Genomic DNA, 22,905 nt, shown 5'->3' on the forward strand with positions numbered 1-22,905 from the left:
AGCTTTAAACTACATCTTATGAAAATTCTATTAAAATTCAAAATATATCTAGGGGCACTGATCTTAAGTATCGTATCGATAAATTCAAACGCACAAACGGATCCTCACTTTTCGCAATACTATGCGTATCCATTATGGTTAAACCCTGCATTAACAGGCGTAATAGATGGCGACTATAGAGCTTCAGTTAATTTTAAACAACAGTGGGGGGCACTTTCTAATTCTTTCTTAACAGGAGGAGCATCGTTTGATGTAGCACCAACAAAGAATTTTGCATTTGGAGCTACAATTCTAAATCAACGAGCTGGGGAATTAGATTTTAACTATTTAACGGCCCTGGTTTCTGGTTCTTATCGGTTAAGATTTGGTATTGAGGGACTTCAAATGATAAGTTTTGGCTTACAGGCTGGCTTTGTAAATAGAAGTTTCGATTTATCGCAAAGTCGTTTTGGAAATCAATTTAATCCCATAACTGGTTACGATGGTGGAATGATCAGCGGTGAAAGTTTTTCGTCAACTTCATCTTTCGTACCTGATGTTAACGCAGGTATAATGTACTTTGATGGTAATCCAAATCAAAATGTAAATGTGTTTGTAGGTGCAAGTGCGGCTCATTTAAACAGGCCAGTAGAAAGATTTTCTGACAACAGTTCGCGTACACCAATTCGTTTTACAGGGCATGGTGGGGCTAGAATAAGAGCCTCTGAAATTTTAGATGTTGTACCTAACGCTTTGGTTATGTACCAGGGTAATACAAGAGAGATTTCGGTTGGAGCTTATGCGCAGTTAATGGTAAATAATCAATCTAATGTTCTGTTTGGAGGTAATTATCGAGTTAAAGATGCAGCCATAGCTTTTGTTGGTTTACAGTTTAAGAATATGGTTTTTGGTTTAAGTTATGATGTAAACACATCTACATTTCAGCGAGCATCAAATAGCAATGGCGGTTTAGAATTATCTATTTCTTTAATTGGTCGTAACGGTATAATTGGTCCTAACTTTTTCTGTCCTCGTTTATAATTAATGTTATGAAAAAATTAATCATCTTGTTTATTCTAGCTTCAGTTACAACACTTAAAGCACAATACGTAGTCAATTATAAAAAAGTAGCCGATACCTATTTCCAAAGTAAAGATTATTATGCTGCAGCTACATTTTATAAAAAAGCCTTAAAAATTTCTTCTGATAGCACTCAGATTATTTTGCCTTATGGAAAAGAGAAGAAGTTAAATAGCGATGACAAGCTAATCGAAGATTATGAAGGTTCTCTTTACAATTTGGCCGAATCTAGCCGAATGTACAGAGAATATGCTGAAGCAGAAAAATATTATGCTGTTGCAAGTACCTTTAGCAATCCAAAATATAAAAGAGCTTCGTTTTACTATGGCGAAAGTTTAAGGGCAAATAAAAAGTTTACGGAAGCCATTACTGCTTTTGAGCAATTTATTCAAAAAAATAAAACTGATGAGCTGGTTAAAATGGCCAACCTCGAGATTTTGTCCTGCAAGTTCGCAATCAAAGAAATGCGATATCCTCGACTTGTTCAATTAAAAAAAATACCCAGTAATGTTAATGGTTTAGGGTCTAATTATGCACCAGTTGTAAGCGGCAATAATTTCTATTTTACGTCATCAAGACCCGTTTCTGTTTCGGGCAAGCCCGATGTTATTACAACTGTAAAGGGCGAAACTCAAATATCTACAAAGGCAAACCCTTATATTAATAACATTTATTTGGCTAAAAATGGCTTACAAGAGCAAGAAGTTGCCGTAAAATTAATTGATTTGGATTTGCCAAAAGATATGGAATATGCTGCGTTAAGCTTTAATAACGAAGGTACAACCGCTTATTTTACTGCGTGGAAGGATAAAAGCAAATATGAGATTTATTCCGTTTCGAAAGTTGATGATAAATGGACAAAGCCACAATCTTTAGGCCTTCAAATTAACAGCAAGGATTTTAATTCTGCGCAGCCGTTTGTTACCGCAGATGGTAAATTTCTGATTTTTTCATCAGATAGGGCTGGTGGTTACGGTAATTATGATTTATGGTATACTGCAATAAGGGCTGATGGCTCTTTTGGTCAACCAGTTAATCTCGGTGCCGAAATTAATACCGATGCAGACGAGAAAGCACCTTATTACAATATTCAAACTAAAAAATTAATATTTAGCACAGATGGAAGGGTAGGTTTTGGTGGATTAGATTTTTTTGAATCGGAAGGGGATTTGGTAAACTGGTCTACACCTAAAAATATGGGTTATCCTTTCAACTCATCAAAAGATGATATTTATTTTACAGCAATAAATGCCGATGGAAGTAAAGGCTACATCAGTTCTGATCGAGAATCTTCTTGTTGTTTAGAAGTTTTTGAAGTAAAGCGGGAGTATATCTCAATAGCTGGAATAGTTGCCGATTGTAAAACGAAAAAACCTTTAAATAATGCCTCGGTTACAATGTTTGATCAGGAAATTGAAAGACATGTTTTAACAGACGAAACTGGAAAATATGAGTTTAAAATGGACAGCAGGAGGCCTGTTAAGCTTAATATGACCAAAGAAAACTATTTCGCGTTAAGTAAAAGCTACACTTATGAGGAAATAGCAAAGGCAGATACATTAATGTATGTAGATTACTGCATAAATTCCTTTAAAATAAACGTTCCAATTGTCCTCGATAATATTTATTACGAGTTTAATAGCGCTGAGTTAACCGAATCTTCGAAGAAAGTTTTAGATGCTTTGGTGATAATTATGGATGATAACCCCGAAATGGAAATAGAATTGGGTGCCCATACAGACGATATAGGTACTGATGCTTATAACCTGGATTTATCAGATAGGAGAGCGAAATCTTGTGTAGATTATCTGATAAGTAAAAATATTTCAGTGGGCAGGTTAACATCCAAAGGTTATGGCGAAACAATGCCTATTGCTCCAAACAAATTTAAAAAAGGAAAAGATAATCCAGAAGGAAGGGCGAAAAATCGTAGAACAGAATTTAAAGTAACAAAAAAATAAGTTTGTTTTAGTGTTTGGTTTAGTATGGCAGGGGGTTAAAACTCCTGCCTTTTTTTTATTCAGATAAGTTGTAAATTGTATTTTAAATTATACGAATTAATTAGACAATTTTTTATATAATTGCCTAATTTTAAATTTTGATATCTACAATTTATTAATCAAATGTTAAGAAAAGGCAAAATAACTTTAATTGACGACAACGGTTTTGGTGTAATTACAGATGAAAATGAGCAGGAAATTCCCTTTAGTCTCGATCATTCTTTTTTCTATAATCTAAAAGGAGCAGATGTTAATTTCGATATAGAATTGAGATCCGATGGACTAGTCGCGGTTGATATTTCTTTGATTGCTAGTTAAACTAAACTTATATAATTTAGCTATCTTTTGTAGAGTTAAAGAAGCTAAATCTGTTATTTTACGAGAATTTAATTTATAAACCTAAACGTTTTCCTTTTGGAGCAACGCAGGAATTGTTTTAAGTATTAGTTTAATATCGTTAACAAAACTCTGGTTTTTAGCGTAAGTGTTATCAAGCATTAATCTCTCGTCTTCACTCATATCGCCTTTTCCACGCTTTTCTACCTGCCACAAACCTGTAATACCAGCTGGCGCAGCGAAACGTAAAACATATTTGTCAGTGGTTAACTTCTCTGCCTCATAAAGCGGCAAAGGCCTGTTTCCAACAATACTCATATCGCCAATAATTACATTCCAAAGTTGAGGAAGCTCATCTATACTGGTATTTCTGATGAAATTACCAACCTTGGTAATTCGTGGGTCGTTTTTAATTTTAAAGAAAGCAGAGCCCGAATTCATTTTCGAATACTTAAAATCCTTTTCACACCATTGAATGTTATCGGCGTAAAGCGGGTATTGGCATTTGCCTTCTACAGCGCATTGGCTACACAAACTTTCTCGTATGGTATTGTCTTCTTCTTTGGCAGAATCAATGTCGTATTGATTAAGATGTTTTAAATCTTTAACACTTTGATCAGCGTTAACAAACATCGAACGGAATTTGTAAAATTTAAAAACCTTAAAGCCTGTTCCTGCACGCAAAGAATAATAAAAAACTGGTCCTTTCGATTCTATTTTTATAAGAATATAAATAATTAAGAATAATGGCGATAACATAAAAAGAGCAAGCCCAGCAAAGAAAACATCAAAAACTCTTTTTGCAAAGCCTATGTTTTTTATCGGAGGTATATTGGGGATAATGTTATCTCTTAATTGATTCCAATTTTCGATTAAAAAATTAATACGTTTCTCTATTCTATTAACTTTAATCGGGATTTTGAACACATCAGAAATTCCAGCAGAAAGCGCTAGTTTTCTTAAATTAGGGTTAAAATAATTTACAACTAAAAAAAATGGTACTAAAGGAAGTTCTTTCTTTTTTAGTGTTTCAACTAAGGCTAAGCCAGCAGGAGCCATAATTTCGCTGTACGAAATTATAGCGACAATATTCAGGTTATGTTCAATCCAGGCCGAAGCCATTTTCATTCCATTTTCGAAATGAACCAGCTCTTTATCTTCAAAATCACACTCTGCAAATACATTCGCAAATGCATCTTCAAAGCCTATAAGGGCAATAATTGGATTGCCTGGAGAAGCGTAGATTTCTTCACTCATATTAAGCATTCAATTTTCCCATTCGTCTTAAAACAACTCTAATTCTAGCTTCTAGTTCTGCTGGATTAAAAGGTTTTACTATAAAATCATCAGCACCCGAATCTAGGCATTTAATTCTCTTTTCAGAGCTTTCTTCTCCCGATAGAATTATAATTGGAACGGAATTAAAAAAATCACTTGCTTTAACTTGCTCGATCAACTGCAATCCATTTAGTTTAGGTGTATTTAAATCAGCAATAATCAAATCAGGAATGTTTCCATTTTGTAAAAAAGATAAAGCATCTAAACCGTTCGATCTCATTTCTACGTTGTAAGTCGAGCTTAAAATTTCTTCAAGTATTGCCTGCATAAATATGTCGTCTTCAACAATCAAAATTTTGATAGAACGTGTACTTGATAAATTCATCTTTGGGATTATAGGTTTAAAATGCAGCTTCTATTAACGTAAAAACGGCTTAAAAGGTTTTGTAAAACTTGTAAAAATTTTTATTTTGGATTATTGAAAGGCCTAATAATTTCAACTTAACATTTATTGCAGCGTAATTATGATCAATAGACAACAATTTTCGACTATTTAGTATGGGGCAAAATTGTAATGACTTAAAAGCCATTTTGCGAATTAGAGCAATAATTATTTTCATTTATTTGTTGGGATTTAACAAAAAAAAGCAAATTATCTTATCAAATAATCGGTGTTTTATTGTAGGTTCTATTATTACTACAAGTTTTTCTAATTACCTTATTTATAAAAGACTAAAAAAATCAATTAAGATATTTGTGCAATGATATAAAAAAGGTATCTAATTACAAATTCATTTCAGGTAATAATAATTTAAAAAAATAATTATTTGACGAAAATGTATGGTGTAAGGCTTTTGGTTAAATAAACAAGCTGTTTTTTTGTAATTTATTAGATGAAATCCAAATAACCCAGTTAATTGGGTAGCAAAGCGTGCAGAAAAATATTAAGGACTATATAGATTTAAGATTTAAACCCATATCTTTAATTTCTTTTAACTCCCTATTTAACATTTTTTTTTCAAAAACTGGAGGAAAGAAATATACAATGTCGTTAAAGGCATAATTTAACTAAACTCTCTCTCAAAGTATAAAAAACTTTGAACATTAAATTATCGTTGAAAAATATGAGTGCATCTTTATTTTCATTCAGCCAGAACCAATTAAATAGATTATTTCCTTTTTTTATTATTATTAATAAAGATTTAATTGTGGAATCTTGTGGCACTGGTTTCGAAAAAATAAGTCAAAATATTGCTAATACACCTTTCTCTGAGAATTTTGCAATTGTTGATATAAGCGATCAACAAGTAGATTTTTTAAGCTTAAAATCAATTAACGAACAATCGGTTAGCCTTATAGTTAAAAACGATTTAAGTAAATTAATATCTGGAAATTTCGAGTTTATAGAAAACGATAGCTATTTTCTGTTTGCAGGTACTTCGGTTAATAATTTGGAAATAATCGAACCAAATTTAAAGCAAACTACCAGAGAACAAAAAGAGCAATTATTAATCTTATCGCAAATTGCAGAAGTAAATACCAATTCTGTTATTATAACTGATAGTAAGGATATTATTACTTGGGTTAATCAAAGTTTTACCACCATGACTGGTTATTCTTTTGATGAGGCGATTGGCAGAAAACCAGAACATTTATTGCATGGACCAAGTACTAGTCAAACTACTTTAGATTATTTAAATGCTCAGGTATCTAAAGGCGGTTCTTTTAATGCCGATATCTATAATTATTCAAAATCTGGAGTACCTTATTGGGCTAGAATAAAAGGACAACCCATTCATAACCAAAACGGAGAATTAACAGGTTTTTTTGCGCTAATAGAGGATATTACAAAAGAAAAGGAATCGCAGGAAAGGTTAAAAGAATCGGAAAACCGATTTAGAGTAGCATTAGAAAAAATAGGTAATGTTTGGGAACACGATTTTATCACAGGGAAAACCTTTTTCTCGAAAACGAATAACGAATTTTGGAGCTATTCGAACGAAGAATTAGAGCAAGGCGATACAAATTGGTGGGATAATGTGCATAAAGATGATTTTCATTTACTGCTTTCCAATTTTAAAAAATATAGAAGAGGTCAAATAGAATCTCACAATGAAGAATATCGTATTATTCACAAAAATGGCGATATAAGATGGGTTTTAGATCGAGGTGTTGTAATCGAAAAAGATGAGCATGGCCGCCCACTTAGGGTTGTTGGCACACATACCGATATAACACCAATTAAAAAAACGGAACAAGAGCTTGAGCAGCGCGTAAAACAGTTTAAATCTTTATCAGAAAATATTCCTGGCGTAATTTACGAATACGAATACAGAGAAGATGGTACCGATGGGCTAAGATATATCAGTCCAGCAATAAAGCGTGTTTTTGGTATTACTGCTGATGAATTTTGGAATCAAAAATACATTGCTCCAGCCGATCAGGAAAGAATTAATGAGAAGCAACAATATAGTCGAAAAACACTTCAACCTTTTTATGATGAATCTGAAATAACGATACCAGGTTTAAGTACCAGATGGTACGCCGTTCATTCATCATACTCTTATACCGATCAAAATAATGCTAAGGTTTTTACAGGCTTCATGTCTGATATTACCGAAAGAAAAAGTATTGAAGAATCGCTTCGAATTAACGAAGAGAAATACAGAAGTATTTTAGCCAACATGAAAATTGGTTTACTCGAAGTTGATCAAGAAGGCAAAATAACTTATGCCAATAATAGTTTTTGCTATATGAGCGGTTATACAATGCCCGAGTTAATTGGTCAGAAATCGGCGGAATTATTTCTGTTTAACGACAGCTCTGATTTAGAGAAAGAGATGTGGAAAAACAGAGAAATGGGCCTTGCAGACGCTTATGAGGTAGAAACCAAAGATAAAAATGGCGATAGAAAATGGTGGTTAGTTAGTGGTGCACCACGCTTTAATGATAAGGCAGAACTGGTTGGTTCTATTGGTATTCACCTCGATGTAACTGATCAAAAAGTTCAGGAGCTGGAATTGGTAGAATCGAGAATTGAGGCTGAACAATCAGCACATTCAAAAGAAATTTTCTTGGCAAATATGAGCCATGAAATTAGAACACCAATGAATGCGATTATGAGCATGGCTAATCAGCTTGCTAAAACTAATTTAGAACCTCAACAAGAGTTTTACTTAGAAACTATTCATACTGCTTCTAAAAGCTTACTGGTTATTATTAACGATGTACTTGATTTATCTAAAATTGATGCGGGTAAACTTAGTTTAGAAAATATTGGTTTTAATCTGATCGATGTACTTCAAAATGCGATGCAGGTTATTACCCACAAAGGGGAAGAAAAAGGATTAGACCTTAATAATTTCTATTTTGATGGAAACATTGCAAAGGTATTAATGGGCGATCCTTACCGCTTAAATCAAGTATTACTAAACTTAATGACAAACGCAGTTAAGTTTACAGAAAGAGGGTCTGTTGATTTAAATTGCCGAGTTATTGCAGATAAACCCGATTCTCAGGTTATCCATATCTCTGTTAAAGATACAGGAATTGGTATGGACGCATCCTTTGTGAAACACCTTTTTGAGAAATTTAGCCAGGAGTATGAATCCGTTAGCCGTAAATACGGTGGGACAGGTTTGGGTATGAGTATTTGTAAAGAACTGGTAGAGCAAATGGGGGGCGAGATTTCTGTAGAGAGTGTAAAAGGCGTAGGCTCGACTATTTCATTTGTTGTCGAGTTTCCGAAAGGCATTAGCACAGATATGCCAGAGAAAATAGAAACGCAATTTAGCGAAGAATTTTTGGTAGGCAAAAAAGTTCTGGTTACTGATGATAATGATTTAAATCGTTTAGTTGCATCTATATTACTGTTAGATTTCGGAGCGACCGTAATGGTGGCCGAAAATGGAGAAATCGCTTTAGAGATGATTTCGAGAGAAACATTTGATGTTGTTTTAATGGATATTCAAATGCCAGTTATGAATGGTTATGAAGCAACAAAGTTGATTAGAAAAAGCGGAAATGATATTCCAATTATTGCGTTAACAGCCTCTGCAATTAAAGGCGAACGAGAAAAGTGTATTGCTTGTGGGATGAATGATTATATAACCAAGCCCATAAACGAAGAACAATTTTTGAAAACAATAGATAAATGGATTACAAAAGATTCCGAAAGTGAAATGAATATTGAGATGGAAAACTTGCTAGAAAATGAAGGTGTTGAAGGCTTGTATGATTTAGCTGGATTAAGGGCCATAAGCAAAGGCCGCGAAGCTTTTGTAAAGAAAATGGTGGATATGTTTTGTGAGCAAACACCAATTACTGTAAAAGAAATGATTGATGCTTACCATGCAAATGACTTGGAACAAATGGGATTAATTGCACATAAGTTAAAATCGAATATTGATAACCTAAGCATATTTCCATTACTAAGAACAATAAGGGATATAGAAGCTATTGGAAGAGAAAATTTAGATGGTTCTTCGTTACCAACTTTATTAAAAGATACAGAAACTGTAATTACAAAAGTGGTTGAGCAACTTAGAGAAGAGTTTAAAGAAGAAGATTTCGCTTAAAAGGACAATAGTCATCAATAGCCATAAACTGCAAGCTAACTTTTGTAGCTAAAATTGTAGTAAACTTAAGCTTGAATGGCTATTTTGCTACTACTATCTAAGTAATTTCTTACACTTTTAACGGTTGTGCTTTTACAAGCTCTAATTGCCGATTTTAAAGTTTCAATACTTACACCTAATGTTGCAGCCCAGTAATTTCTGTTTTGCTCATCGGCAACCATTATAAATTCTTCTTTCGAATCAAATGTCGATTGTTGGCTCATAATAAATCCTTTTTTGTCCTTGTAATAACAAGTTCCATTTAGGTTTGGTTTTAAAAATTTTAATTTTTTTGTAAAAAAAAAGCCTCCAACATTAATCATAATATTGGAGGCCCTGCATATCAAAATCTTTAAGCTAAAATATCATCTATTTTTTGGAGTTCTTCTTTACTAAATACTTTATTATCTAAAGCTTTTAACGAATCGGTAACTTGTTCTGGCTTACTTGCCCCAATTAATACAGATGTTACACGTTCATCTTTAAGCAACCAAGCAATTGCCATATGGGCTAATTTTTGATCTCTAGATTTTGCAACCTCGTTTAATTTAGAAATTTTAGAAAGTGTTTCTGGTGTAAGATTACTTTCATTTAAAAAAACACCGCTTGTAGCCACTCTCGAGTCGGCAGGAATTCCGTGCAGATATTTATCCGTTAGTAAACCTTGCGCTAAAGGCGAGAAAGGGATACAACCAACACCATTTTCTTTAAGAACGTCCATTAAGCCATCTTCCACCCAACGCTCAAACATCGAGTATTTTGGTTGATGAATTAAACAAGGCGTACCCATTTCTTTTAATAGATTAAAAGCTTTTGCAGCCTCATCAGCCTGATAATTTGAAATACCAACATATAAGGCCTTTCCTTGCTGAACAATTAAGTTTAATGCGGCCATTGTTTCTTCCAATGGTGTTTCTGGATCTGGGCGATGGTGATAGAAAATATCTACATAATCTAACTTCATTCGCTTTAAACTTTGATCTAAACTAGAAACTAAGTATTTCTTCGACCCCCAATCTCCATAAGGGCCGTCCCACATGGTGTAACCTGCTTTTGATGAAATAATCATTTCATCGCGATAGCTCTTAAAGTTTTCTTTTAATATTTTACCAAATGTTTCTTCGGCAGAACCTGGAGGCGGGCCGTAATTGTTAGCTAAATCGAAATGCGTTATGCCTTTACTAAAAGCTGTTGCGATAAGGTTTTTACTGTTTTCGTAAACATTTACATGTCCGAAATTATGCCACAAGCCAAGTGATAATTCTGGTAGTTTTAAGCCGCTCTTTCCGCAACGACGATAATTCATTGTTGCGTAGCGGTCTGTTAAATCTATATTACTCATTTTAAGTATTTTGTTTTATTAGATGGGATTGATTAGTTTTTTCAAAGAAAAGGAAAAATAGATCAACATTATACTGCTTACTTTACGTATTCTTTAATAAACGTTTGAGGATTGTAATAACGCTCATTTAGTTGGATTTTATTCATCGTTAACCAGCTTGCACAGCCATAATCATCGAACTTTTTCCTAATTTCTAAATGAAGATGATGGTAATCACCGCCGTATTTTTTACTTTCTTCTTTTGTAAATAAGCGTGCTATTTTGGTATTTGTATTAACCTGTTGACCTGTGTTTACATACACATCTTTTAGATGTTTATAAGTTGTAAATACGATTTGATTATTTTTTAATTTGTGTTTAACCACAATTGTTCTTTGGTTTTCGCCAAGATGAATAGAACAAATTACTCCATTGGCCATTGGGTAAACATTTATTAGTTTACCTTTTGGTTTAGCAGGGTTTATATCAATAGCTGTATGAATATGTCCTTTAAAAAAGCTGTCGCGATGATCGCCGAAAATACTTATTATTTTAATGCTGTTGATGCTTTTTCTGTTTTCGGCTTCGAATGGTATAAGCCAGTTTTCGGCCACTTGCGATGGATTTGCATCAATATAATAAGGTTTCCATCTATCTTTATCGGTTTCGATTGTTGGATTTTGAAAAAATAGCAATGCGAAAAAAATAAAAGATATAGCGTTCATTATTATCTGATTTAAGCAACAAGATAAAAATTCTGGTTAACTAATTCACTTTTCTTTTCAATTCAATTACGCTAATTTCTGGCCAAATTCCAATACGGCCAGAAAAACCAATAAATCCAAAACCTCGGTTTATATTCAAATACCTTCCATTTTCTGATTTTAACCCTGCCCAATGTTTATATCTATATTTTACAGGGCTCCATTTTATACCAAATGCTTCAATTCCGAATTGCATACCATGTGTATGACCAGCCAAGGTGAGTTGAATTTTCGATGGAAATTGTTTTACCTGAGCATCCCAATGCGTAGGGTCGTGAGATAGGAGAATTTTAAAATCACTCGTAGACGTGTTTTGCATTGCTTTTTGCAAATCACCACGCTCACCAAAACCAATTCCCCAGTTTTCTACTCCAGCAAGAATAATTTTTTGTTCGTTTTTGTGTAGTTCAACGTGTTCATCAAGTAATAACTTAAAGCCTAAATCGGCGTGATGGGCTTTTAACTGTTGAAGGTTTTTGATTTTATCAGCTTCGGTAGGCCATTTTACATAGTCGCCATAATCATGATTTCCCAAAACTGAAAATTGTCCGAACGGTGCTTTTATTTGAGAAAAATGACCAATGTAAGGCACAATTTCAGATGCTGCATTATTAACCAAATCACCAGTAAAAACAAAAAGATCACTTTTCTGCTCGTTTATTAAATCAATACCTTTTTGCACTGCTTTAGGGTTTGTAAAACTGCCCGCATGTACGTCTGATATTTGTGTCAAAGTAAAACCATCAAAAGCTTCTGGCAAATCATCAAAATATAAAGTATGCTTTATAATGCGATACGCATATTTTCCGTGAGTTATTCCATAAATAAATAAAACAATGGTAAAGGCAAACATAACCAATGTAAAATCTATCCAATATGAGCTTCTAGCCAGCCAATGGAATCCTTCTGGTTGAAAATTAGATATTATACCTAAAACTAGGCGATAAATATCGCCTAGAAACAAGAAAATTGCGAAGATCAGTTCAGCAACAAATAGAATTAAAAATGCATGGGCGGTAAAGAGGAAAAATTTATCCACTCCCTTTGCTCGCATTCTTTGTATCGCAAAAAGTGTGGCGCAGGTTAAGCTTACAATAACAATCCAAAAAATTGGAGCTAAAATTTTAGAACTTATTATAGTGGTTAATCCCGATAGGATATAGGCGTTTAAAAAAATAAATAATGCGGCAAATATTGCGAAGGGTAATAGATTGATCTTTCTTTTCATCAATTAATTTTCTGGTAATATTGTAAATGTAAACCTAATGACGATTAAAACGTAGCTAAGTTACGGTATGGATATTTTTTGACTAAAATTTGATTATTAATTTAATCCTTCTTCAGTTTTAGTCCATTTTATCATAATAGTCCTCAAGTCGTTGAGTGAGAAAGGTTTTGTTAGGAAATCCTTCATGCCTGCATCTAAGCATGATCTTTTATCCTCTTCCATAGCGTTGGCGCTACAACCTATAATTATTGGGGCTGTGTGTTTTTTACTTTCGTAATATTTTAAAATCTCGATGGTAGCTGTTATTCCGTCCATTTCGGGCATTTGCATATCCATCAATATAATATTATGGTGTTCTTTTTCAACTTGTGTTACGGCTTCTATTCCATTATTGGCAACCGAAAATTGATAACCAGATTTTTGAAGCATTTTTGAAGTAATAATCTGATTAAAAACGTTGTCTTCGGCAATTAAGATTTTTATCCCAGCAACTGGGATATGGTTTTTAACTTTAATCTCACTAGTAGAGGCTAACTCTTTATTTGGCTGGTTTAATTCAATTGGTATTTTAAAAGTGAAATCAGAACCTTTGCCTTTAATGCTAAATGCAGTAATATTGCCGCCCATCATTTCGGCCAGCTTTCTGCAAATTGCCAAACCTAAACCAGCGCCTCCGTATTTTCTGGTTATAGATGGGTTAACTTGAGAAAAAGGCAGAAATAATTTTCGCATATCTTCCTCATTAATACCAATTCCAGTATCCTTAATTACCGATATTAATGTGCCAATTCCATTTCTGTATTCATATTTAATAGATAAATTAACTTCACCAATAAGGGTGAATTTTATCGCGTTACTTAATAAGTTAATTAATATTTGCTTGTATTTAATTTCGTCGGAAACAATAATTTGAGGTAAATTTTCATCGATATTGATGTTAAGCTTAAGGTTTTTGTTTTTAAGCATGGGTTTAATAATACTTTCAGTATCTATTATAGAAGCTCTAATATTAAACGAATGCTTATGTATTTCCATTTTATTTGCCTCTATTTTGGAAATATCAAGTAAGTCGTTAACAATATCAATCATTATATTATTACTTGCCTGTAAAGTATTTAGAAGTTGTAATTGTTCATCATTAAGCGGCGTAAGTTTAAGTAATTCTGAGGCCCCAATAATACCATTTAAAGGTGTTCTTATTTCATGGCTCATGTTGGTTAAAAAGTTCGATTTTGCATTTGTTGCAGCTTCAGCTTTTTCTTTAGCTAGTATAAGCTCTTGTTGCGAAACCTCTAATCGTTGCTTGCTTTTTAAAAGTAAAAAACGCTCGTACTCTGTTACATTTCTATATGCAGCTAACATGAAAATCATCATAAAGCACATATTTAGTAGAGCAAAAAGTAAATCTAATTTTTGTTCATAATCACTTGGGTAAGGGGTTACTAAACTGGGGAACTTATTCTCTAAAACAATACAAGAAACTGCAATAACGAAAAAGATAGATATAAAAATAACCCTTAGTTTTTTAGAAAGAGAAAGCATGGCGATGCTCAAATAAAAAATTAAGAATATAGGCGTAGAGCCTAACGCGCCTCCATTTAAAAACCATGCAGGGAACATGGTAGCGCAATTAAAGATGAAGTACCAAAAACGACCAGTTTCTGAAACCTTGCCTTTTATAGCATAATAATAAAATGTTAAGTGAACTAAGATGCCAAGAAATACAGTTAAATTGATTGTCCATGTTAGCTGTAGAATGAAATTTGTAATTATTGCAATAACAGAAATTATTGTAACACACAAACATAAAACCGCAAAGAGCTTGGATTCTACATTTATTTTACGATTTCGGATGTTTAATAATTTAAAATTCTTTAACACATCAAATCAATTTTAATTTTTAAAGATAAATAATTTAATAGATCTTTAAAATGGCTGGTTATATTGCATTCAATATTACTAATTTTAAAATTATACTTAATTTACTAGCTTTGTACGATATATGCTATCTAAAAAGACTAAATATGCCATTAAAGCACTCGTTGCACTTGGTAAAAATGTAGAAAAACCACCCATGCAAATCTCAAAGATTGCCGAGGAGGAGCATATTCCTAAAAAATTTTTAGAACAAATCCTTTTAGATTTACGTAATGCAGGCTTTTTGTACAGTAAAAAAGGTGCTGGAGGCGGTTATAGTTTGAATAAAAAGCCCGAAGAAATTCTATTGGTTCAGGTTATGCGTGTTACTGATGGGCCGATTGCTATGGTGCCGTGTGCAAGCTTAAACTTTTATCATAAATGTGATGAATGTGTAGATGAAAAAACATGTGGCATTAGAAGTGCATTTATCGATGTTAGAGATGCAACACTTAAGGTTTTAAGCGAAACCAGCATAGCTGATGTTATTGGTAGAGAAGATAACCTAAAGTTAGGTTTAAACAATATTTAAAGTTTTATTTGCTTATTCCTCAAGGAATAAGCAAATTTTTTAATAAAAATTACTACTATTCCTATATACTTTATATATTTGGCAGATGAACATTAATTTTATACATAGCCAAATTAATACCCAAATGATGCACTATTGTTGTAAAACAAAGTAGGAGAGGGTATTAAGATAATTTATAGGTATAAAATATTGGATGCTTCTCAGTTAAAGAGAGGCATTTTTTGAATAAAAGCTAACAACACATATGCAAAGTTTCAGAACAGAACTCGAAAACAATATTGTCGAGCAGGACATTATCGATTTAGAGAATAAGATTAAAGCTTTTCGCGATGGAACCATTCACGATGAGAAATTTAGAAGTTTACGCTTAGCCCGCGGTGTTTACGGACAAAGACAGCCTGGCGTACAAATGATTCGCATTAAACTGCCATTTGGAAAGGTAACTTTTAAGCAATTATTGCGTATCGCCGATATTGCTGATGAATATGGAAGTGGCAATTTACACTTAACAACCCGTCAGGATATTCAATTGCATTATGTGAGTTTAGATAGAACGCCAGAACTTTGGGCGAAACTGGAGCAAGACGATATTACCTTGCGTGAGGCTTGTGGAAATACCGTTCGGAATGTAACGGCATCGCCAAATTCAGGCATTGATAAGGATGAACCTTTTGATGTTTCGCCTTATGCCCACGCAGTTTTTAAATACTTTTTACGTAATCCAATTTGCCAGGAAATGGGCAGAAAGATTAAAATTTCTTTCTCTTCAAGCGATAAGGATACGGCTTTTAGTTATATCCACGATTTAGGTTTCATTCCGAAGATTAACGAGAATGGCGAACGTGGTTTTAAAGTTTTATTTGCGGGTGGGTTAGGTGCTCAGCCATTTTTAGCGAGTGCAGTTCATGAGTTTTTACCTGAACACCAATTGATTCCTTTTACGGAATCAGTTCTACGTGTTTTCGATCGTTACGGCGAACGTAGTAATAGAAATAAGGCACGTCTAAAATATTTGGTTCAGAAGCTTGGCTTGGAAGAAGTATTACGTTTAGTTGCTGAAGAGCGAATTGCGAACAAAGTGAAAACTTTTGCAATCGACAGAGATACCGTTCCTCAACCAGCTTTGCCTTTAGAACAAAAGTATTCAGCTGTCGAAATCCTGAATGAAACGCATTATAAACATTGGTTTGCAACAAACGTTGTACCGCAAAAGCAAGATGGTTTTTATTCGGTTTATGTTAAAGTTCAGGTTGGCGATATTAAAACAGATAAAGCTCGGGCTTTCGTTGATGCGATTAAACCTTACGTTGCAGATGAAATCAGAGTGACTCAAAATCAGGGCTTGCTTTTAAAATTTGTTCGTGAAGAAGCTTTGCCATCATTATACAACGCTTTAAATAAAATTGGTTATACAACAGCTGGTTTCGATAGTCTGGCGGATATTACCACTTGTCCAGGAACAGATACTTGCAATTTGGGGATTTCGAATTCCATGACTTTAGCAGAAGTGTTGGAAGATGTGATTTATACAGATTTTCCTGAGTTTATCTATGAGAAAAATATCAAGATAAAAATCAGCGGCTGTATGAATTCTTGCGGTCAGCATGGTTTAGCAGAAATTGGTTTCCATGGAAGTTCGGTAAAAGCAGAGGGGAAAGTTGTTCCAGCGGTTCAGGTTATGCTTGGCGGTGGAACAGTTGGAAACGGCGTTGGCCGTGTGGCAGAACGTGTAATTAAAGTGCCATCGAAAAGAGCAACCAGCGTTTTGCATTTCATTTTAAATGATTTTAAAACCAATAACGAAGAGAACGAAAACTTCCACCAATATTATGATCGAAAAGGTAAAGATCATTTTTATCAACTATTAAAGCCATTGGCCGATTTAACCAATCTTCAGCAAGAAGAGTTTGTTGATTGGGGCCATGTAGAGCAATTTGTTACCGCGATTGGTGTTGGAGAATGTGCGGGCGTTGTAATTGATTTGGTAGCAACTTTGCTTCTAGAAGCTGATGAAAAATTCGGTTGGGCAAAGCAAAATTTAGATAAGGGGGCGCACGCTGATGCGATTTATCATACCTACAGCACTTTCGTTAGCGCTGCAAAATCATTGCTTTTAGATAAAGGCGTAAACAGTAGCACACAGGTTGGCGTAATCAGAGAGTTTGATAACCACTATGTGGAAACAGGCGAATTTAATTTATCGACTAATTTTTCAGATTTGGTTTTACAAATCAATAAAAACGAGCCAACAGCAGAATTTGCAGCAAAATATTTTAGCGAAGCTGAAGCATTTTTAAATCAGATTAAAGAAAAAAGATCAGTAGTAAAAGCTTAATCATGAGTAGTCAAAAAAAATATAAAGAATCAAAAATAACCCTTTTAGGCGCAGGTCCTGGCGACCCAGATTTATTAACCTTAAAGGGCGTAAAAGCATTGCAGGCTGCTGATGTAGTTTTATATGATGCATTAACAAATGAGGCATTATTAGAACATGCACCAGCCGATGCCATCAAAGTTTACGTAGGCAAACGTTCTGGAGAACATTCTTACCCACAAGAAACGATTAATAAATTAATGATTGATTACGCCTTAAATTATGGTCATGTGGTACGCTTAAAAGGCGGCGATCCATTTGTTTTTGGCAGGGGATATGAGGAATTGGATTACGCAGCATCTTACAGTATTCCTGTTGATGTAATTCCAGGTATTTCGAGTTCAATTGGCGTTCCGGGATTACAGCAAATTCCAGTAACACACCGTGGATTGAGCGAAAGCTTTTGGGTAATTACAGGCACTACAACCTCTGGCGAAGTTTCGAATGATATTTATCAGGCAGCAGAATCTAATGCTACTGTTTTGGTTTTGATGGGCTTGAAAAAACTTTCTAAAATCGTCGAAATTTTCAAAGCAGCGGGCCGACACAACTTACCAGCGGCTGTAGTCCAAAACGGATCATCAGCAGATGAAAAACTAGTTGTTGGTGTGGTAGAAACCATCGAAAGCTTGGTTAAGCAGCAAAATGTTAAAGCACCTGCGCTCTTGATTTTCGGCGAAGTGGTTTCGCTACATCCATCGTTTAAAAACTTAGTAAAACAATATGCAAGTATTGCCTAACCAATCCGATAATGCAGCGTCTTTCTCTGAAGAAGAGAAAGGAAATCAACTATTTCCAGTTTTTATAAAGCTGAATAAGTTGCGTACATTATTAATTGGAGCAGGAAATATTGGTCTTGAAAAGTTAACGGCAATTGTAAATAATAGTCATCAGGCTAAAATTACCATTGTTGCAGAGATTGTTTCGTCAGATGTTTATGCGCTTATTGCAAATTATCCACTAATTAAAGTGAAACAAAAGAGTTTCGATGTTTCTGATTTAGAAAATATCGATATCGTTTTCGCAGCAACAAACAACAATATTTTAAACGAAGAAATCAGGGCAGTTACCCATGAAAGAGGTTTACTCATTAATGTGGCCGATAAACCTGATTTGTGCGATTTCTATTTGGGTTCCATTGTTCAGAAAGGGGATTTAAAAATTGCCATTTCTACAAACGGTAAATCGCCAACTATCGCAAAGCGATTAAAACAGATATTAAACGAGGGAATTCCGGCAGAGCTGGATGAAACCTTACAAAATATGAGTGCCTTACGCCAAACTTTGAACGGCGATTTTTCAGCAAAAGTTAAAAAGCTGAATAAGGTTACGCAGAGTTTGATTAATCCACGCAAAAGCTTTGCCGAGCGTAATATCAAATGGTTAATCTGGTTGGCTGCGATATTATTAATTGGCGCCATTGGTTTTTCTTTATGGAATACCGAACCAGAATTTCAGGCTTTTCTAATCAACATCGATCCATTATTTTACTGGTTTTTAGGTGCTGGATTTTTATTCGCATTAATTGATGGTGCAATTGGTATGTCTTACGGCGTAACTACTGCATCTTTTTCTTTGGCGATGGGGTTACCACCTGCATCAGCCAGTATGGCTATTCACATTTCTGAAGTAATGAGTAATGGAATTGCAGGTTGGATGCATTACAGAATGGGCAACGTGAATTGGAAGTTGTTTAAAATTCTAATTATTCCAGCCGTTATTGGCGCCGTTTTAGGTGCTTATATTTTATCATCATTAGAACATTATAGCGCATATGTTAAGCCAGTTGTTGCTGTTTATACACTGTTTTTAGGCGGCATAATTTTAATGAAAGCATTTAATATCAAGAGAAAAAAAGGAAATGAAAAAATAAAGAAAATTGGGTTTTTAGGCTTTGTTGGAGGTTTTATAGACGCCGCTTTTGGTGGAGGTTGGGGCTCTATCGTATTATCGAGTTTAATTGCAGGTGGTCGACACCCACTATTTTCATTAGGAACGGTAAAAATCAGCAGATTTTTCATTGCAACCTTGAGTTCCTTAACATTTTTTACGATGTTAGGAGGCAAACATTGGGAGGCTGTTTTAGGCCTTATTATTGGTAGTGCTATTGCATCGCCAATTGCAGCTCGGGTCTCGAATAAAATTTCAGCAAAAACCATTATGGTAGCCGTTGGAATTATAGTAATGATTGTAAGTTTGCGCAGTGTGGTTATGTTTATTTTAAAACTAATTTAGTGATGGGAATTGAGGAGCTAAAGGCAGAACTTTCGGGTTTAAATGCCATAGATAAATTAAAATATCTGGCAGATAAATATGCCAATAAAATAATTTTTTCTACAAGTTTCGGTTGGGAAGACCAGGCCATAACACATTTAATTTTTGAAAATAATATTCCTATAAAAGTATTTACTCTAGAAACAGGTCGACTTTTTCCAGAAACGTATTATGTTTGGAATCGAACTTTAGAGGTTTACAATAAACCGATTCACGCTTATTATCCTAAAAACGAATTATTGCAGGATATGGTAAACACAAAGGGCCCAAATAGCTTTTACGAATCGGTAGAGAATAGAAAAGAGTGCTGTTACATCCGTAAAATTGAACCTTTAAAACGAGCATTAAAAGGCAACGAAATTTGGGTAACTGGAATTAGGGCTGAGCAGAGCGCTAACCGAGAAGATATGCACGATTTAGAATGGGATGAGGGAAATCAACTGATAAAATTCCATCCAATTTTTGATTGGACTTTGGAAGATGTGAAAACCTATATTAAAGAAAATAATATCGTTTACAATACTTTACACGATAAAGGTTTTCCAAGTATAGGCTGTGCACCTTGTACACGAGCTGTACAACCAGGAGAAGATTTTAGAGCAGGAAGATGGTGGTGGGAAGATCAAAGCAAAAAAGAATGTGGCTTGCATGCTACTGAAGCAGAGGCTAAAAGCTAAGCTAAAAGATTAAAGCGAAAAGACTAAAGCGAAAGTATTACAGTGAATTGCAAAACCAAATCGTCATTACGAGGAACGAAGCAATCTTAATGCGAATAACAACAACAAACAACAAATGAATATAACATTTGAAGACGATAATGATAGATTATAGAAAGTCACAATCACTCATTCTCTCATTCAAAATTCAAATATCAATAAATGAGTACATATAATTTTGATTACTTAGATGAACTAGAGGCCGAGGCCATTCACATTTTACGTGAAGTAGCAGGGCAATTTGAAAAACCCGCCTTATTATTTTCTGGTGGAAAAGACTCCATCACTTTGGTTCGTTTAGCAGAAAAAGCTTTTCGCCCAGGGAAATTTCCTTTTCCTCTGGTGCATATCGATACGGGCCATAATTTTGAAGAAACCATTACTTACCGTGATAAAATGATTGAAAGAATTGGCGAACGATTAATCGTTGGTTCGGTTCAGGAGTCTATAGATAAGGGTAAAGTTGTAGAGCAAAAAGGTAAAAATGCCAGCAGAAATGCTTTGCAAACGGTAACCCTTTTAGATACCATTGCTAAATACGAGTTCGATGCTTGTATTGGTGGAGCCCGCAGAGATGAAGAAAAAGCCAGAGCAAAAGAACGTATTTTTTCTGTTCGCGATGAATTTGGTCAGTGGGACCCAAAACGCCAACGGCCAGAACTTTGGAACATTTATAACGGAAAAATCCATAAAGGCGAAAATGTGCGTGTTTTCCCAATCAGCAACTGGACAGAACTTGATGTTTGGAATTATATCCGCAGAGAAAAAATAGAATTACCAAGCATTTATTTCTCTCACGAACGCGAGGTAATTACCAGAAATGGTCAATTAATGGCCGCGTCGCCATTTTTAAATATGGATGAAGAGGATTTTATTTTCCGCAAACAAGTGCGTTTCCGTACAGTTGGCGATATGTCTTGTACCGCTGCAGTAGAATCAGAAGCAACTTTAATTGATGATATTATTTCCGAAATCAGCGAATCTAAAATCTCAGAGCGTGGTGCACGTTTGGATGATAAAGTTTCGGAAGCAGCAATGGAGGATAGAAAAAAAGGCGGATATTTTTAAATTAGTTGGTTAGTTGTTTCGGTTTTTAGTTTGTTAGATTTAGTAAGTCTTCCAAAAAACCAAACAACCACAATCTAAAAACCAAAAACATGAACATATTAAAATTTTTCACAGCAGGCAGCGTAGATGATGGTAAAAGTACCTTAATCGGCCGTTTGTTATACGATACGGATTCCATTTTAGCAGACCAGCTGGAGGCTTTACAAAGCTCGAACCGCAAAAACGATGATGGAACGATAGATTTAGCCATTTTAACCGATGGTTTGAGAGCGGAGCGTGAGCAGGGAATTACCATCGATGTTGCGTACAAATATTTCCAAACGGATAAGCGCAAGTTTATTATTGCCGATACGCCAGGACATATTCAGTACACCAGAAACATGGTTACTGGTGCATCTACAGCAAATTTGGCAATCATTTTAATTGATGCCAGAAACGGTGTAGTAGAGCAAACAATTCGCCATTCGTATTTGGTTTCTTTGTTGGGCATCAAACACATTGTGGTTTGTATCAATAAAATGGATATGGTAGATTACAGCGAAGATGTCTACAATTCAATTATAGATAAATACAAAGTTTTAGCGCAACAACTTAAGCTTGTTGATGTAAATTATATTCCTGTTAGTGCTTTAAAAGGCGATAACATCGTTCAAAATTCTGAGCGCATGGATTGGTATAAAGGCGAAAGTTTATTACACTTTTTAGAGAAAGTTGATACCGATAATCTCGATAAATCGCAATTGGCCCGTATGCCGGTGCAGTGGGTTATTCGTCCGCAAACAGAAGAATTGCATGATTATCGTGGTTATGCTGGTCGTGTGCTGAGCGGAACTTTTAATGTGAACGATAAGGTTACGGTTTTACCTTCGGGAGCGAGTTCTACCATCGAGAAAATTGAATTTTTTGATCAGGTGCCAGTTGCTGCTCACGCAGGTCAGTCGGTTACCATCCACTTAAAAGATGATGTAGATATTAGTCGTGGCGATACCATAGTAAATGCAACGGCTTTGCCACAGGAATCTAAATTAATTGAGGCCGATTTGTGCTGGATGGATGGACGTGCTTTAGATACCTCAATTATGTACCTGATTCAGCATAACAGCAAGGTTACGAAATGTAAAATCAGCGAAATTTTGCATAAGGTTGATATCAATACATTGGAAAAACATCATGCAGATGAATTCAAATTAAACGATATTGGCCGCGTCATTATTAAAACTGCCGATGCTTTAGCTTTCGATTTATACGACGATAACCGTGCAAACGGTTCGGCAATTTTGGTGGATAGCCGTACAAATTTAACCGTTGGCGCATTAATGTTCAGAGCGGCAGTAGAATAAAGATTAGTGATGGAGATTTTTATAATCAAGCAGAACCATAACCAAATATTATATGAGAAACTCTAGATTTTTAATTTAGAGG

General features: G+C 34.7%; 18 protein-coding genes. 11 read left to right on the plus strand and 7 right to left on the minus strand.

Annotated elements, in window-relative coordinates; translation table 11 throughout:
- Positions 1-18: 18 nt before the first annotated feature.
- The 3 genes from ABD692_RS08575 to ABD692_RS08585 all read left to right on the plus strand — a co-directional run bounded on the left by ABD692_RS08575 (position 19) and on the right by ABD692_RS08585 (position 3,377).
- Positions 19-1,020, plus strand: a complete 1,002-nt coding sequence (locus ABD692_RS08575; RefSeq protein ID WP_344766235.1) for a PorP/SprF family type IX secretion system membrane protein — start codon at positions 19-21, stop codon at positions 1,018-1,020.
- Positions 1,021-1,028: 8 nt separating this feature from the next.
- Positions 1,029-3,020 (plus strand): OmpA family protein, encoded by a 1,992-nt coding sequence (locus tag ABD692_RS08580; RefSeq protein WP_344766237.1) that lies wholly within the window; start codon positions 1,029-1,031, stop codon positions 3,018-3,020.
- 162 nt (positions 3,021-3,182) lie between these two features.
- Positions 3,183-3,377 (plus strand): hypothetical protein, encoded by a 195-nt coding sequence (locus tag ABD692_RS08585; protein WP_344766239.1) that lies wholly within the window; start codon positions 3,183-3,185, stop codon positions 3,375-3,377.
- 81 nt (positions 3,378-3,458) lie between these two features.
- Here ABD692_RS08585 and ABD692_RS08590 read toward each other — a convergent pair whose 3' ends face one another.
- Positions 3,459-4,652 (minus strand): sugar transferase, encoded by a 1,194-nt coding sequence (locus ABD692_RS08590; protein WP_316756901.1) that lies wholly within the window; start codon positions 4,650-4,652, stop codon positions 3,459-3,461.
- A gap of 1 nt (position 4,653) precedes the next feature.
- Positions 4,654-5,058 carry a response regulator transcription factor gene (locus ABD692_RS08595; protein WP_316756903.1) on the minus strand — a complete coding sequence of 135 codons (405 nt, stop codon included), beginning with the start codon at positions 5,056-5,058 and terminating at the stop codon, positions 4,654-4,656.
- 739 nt (positions 5,059-5,797) lie between these two features.
- Between ABD692_RS08595 and ABD692_RS08600 the strand changes: the two genes are divergently transcribed.
- Entirely contained in the window at positions 5,798-9,250 is a 3,453-nt protein-coding gene (locus tag ABD692_RS08600; protein WP_344766244.1) for a PAS domain S-box protein, read from the plus strand.
- 65 nt (positions 9,251-9,315) lie between these two features.
- Here the strand turns inward: ABD692_RS08600 and ABD692_RS08605 are convergent, their stop codons facing one another.
- The 5 genes from ABD692_RS08605 to ABD692_RS08625 all read right to left on the minus strand — a co-directional run bounded on the left by ABD692_RS08605 (position 9,316) and on the right by ABD692_RS08625 (position 14,483).
- The gene (locus ABD692_RS08605) at positions 9,316-9,513 is read right to left on the minus strand and encodes a DUF3606 domain-containing protein (protein WP_316756907.1); all 198 of its coding nucleotides are present in this window, start codon (positions 9,511-9,513) and stop codon (positions 9,316-9,318) included.
- A gap of 128 nt (positions 9,514-9,641) precedes the next feature.
- Positions 9,642-10,631 carry an L-glyceraldehyde 3-phosphate reductase gene (gene mgrA / locus ABD692_RS08610; protein WP_344766249.1) on the minus strand — a complete coding sequence of 330 codons (990 nt, stop codon included), beginning with the start codon at positions 10,629-10,631 and terminating at the stop codon, positions 9,642-9,644.
- Positions 10,632-10,708: 77 nt separating this feature from the next.
- Entirely contained in the window at positions 10,709-11,335 is a 627-nt protein-coding gene (locus ABD692_RS08615) for a M23 family metallopeptidase (protein WP_344766252.1), read from the minus strand.
- A 40-nt stretch (positions 11,336-11,375) separates the two neighbouring features.
- Complete coding sequence (locus ABD692_RS08620; protein ID WP_344766254.1) at positions 11,376-12,602, minus strand: metallophosphoesterase; 1,227 nt, start codon at positions 12,600-12,602, stop codon at positions 11,376-11,378.
- Between the two features lie 96 nt (positions 12,603-12,698).
- Positions 12,699-14,483, minus strand: a complete 1,785-nt coding sequence (locus ABD692_RS08625) for an ATP-binding protein (RefSeq protein WP_316756914.1) — start codon at positions 14,481-14,483, stop codon at positions 12,699-12,701.
- 121 nt (positions 14,484-14,604) lie between these two features.
- Here ABD692_RS08625 and ABD692_RS08630 point away from each other — a divergent pair, with 121 nt between their 5' ends.
- From ABD692_RS08630 to ABD692_RS08660, 7 genes are all read left to right on the plus strand, one after another.
- Positions 14,605-15,051, plus strand: coding sequence for an RrF2 family transcriptional regulator (locus ABD692_RS08630; RefSeq protein WP_316756916.1), 447 nt, complete (start codon positions 14,605-14,607; stop codon positions 15,049-15,051).
- 244 nt (positions 15,052-15,295) lie between these two features.
- The gene (locus ABD692_RS08635; RefSeq protein ID WP_344766258.1) at positions 15,296-17,386 is read left to right on the plus strand and encodes a nitrite reductase; all 2,091 of its coding nucleotides are present in this window, start codon (positions 15,296-15,298) and stop codon (positions 17,384-17,386) included.
- 2 nt (positions 17,387-17,388) lie between these two features.
- Positions 17,389-18,165, plus strand: coding sequence for a uroporphyrinogen-III C-methyltransferase (gene cobA, locus ABD692_RS08640; protein WP_344766260.1), 777 nt, complete (start codon positions 17,389-17,391; stop codon positions 18,163-18,165).
- Entirely contained in the window at positions 18,149-19,660 is a 1,512-nt protein-coding gene (locus ABD692_RS08645; protein WP_344766262.1) for a TSUP family transporter, read from the plus strand. The genes cobA and ABD692_RS08645 overlap by 17 nt, the downstream gene beginning before the upstream one ends.
- Before the next feature lie 2 nt (positions 19,661-19,662).
- Positions 19,663-20,376, plus strand: coding sequence for a phosphoadenylyl-sulfate reductase (locus ABD692_RS08650; protein WP_344766264.1), 714 nt, complete (start codon positions 19,663-19,665; stop codon positions 20,374-20,376).
- A gap of 201 nt (positions 20,377-20,577) precedes the next feature.
- On the plus strand, positions 20,578-21,483 hold the full coding sequence (gene cysD / locus ABD692_RS08655) for a sulfate adenylyltransferase subunit CysD (RefSeq protein ID WP_344766266.1): 906 nt from the start codon (positions 20,578-20,580) through the stop codon (positions 21,481-21,483).
- A gap of 89 nt (positions 21,484-21,572) precedes the next feature.
- Complete coding sequence (locus ABD692_RS08660; protein WP_344766268.1) at positions 21,573-22,823, plus strand: sulfate adenylyltransferase subunit 1; 1,251 nt, start codon at positions 21,573-21,575, stop codon at positions 22,821-22,823.
- Positions 22,824-22,905 lie beyond the last annotated feature (82 nt).

This window comes from Pedobacter ginsengiterrae, assembly GCF_039537385.1.
GTDB classification, from domain to species: Bacteria; Bacteroidota; Bacteroidia; order Sphingobacteriales; family Sphingobacteriaceae; genus Pedobacter; species Pedobacter ginsengiterrae.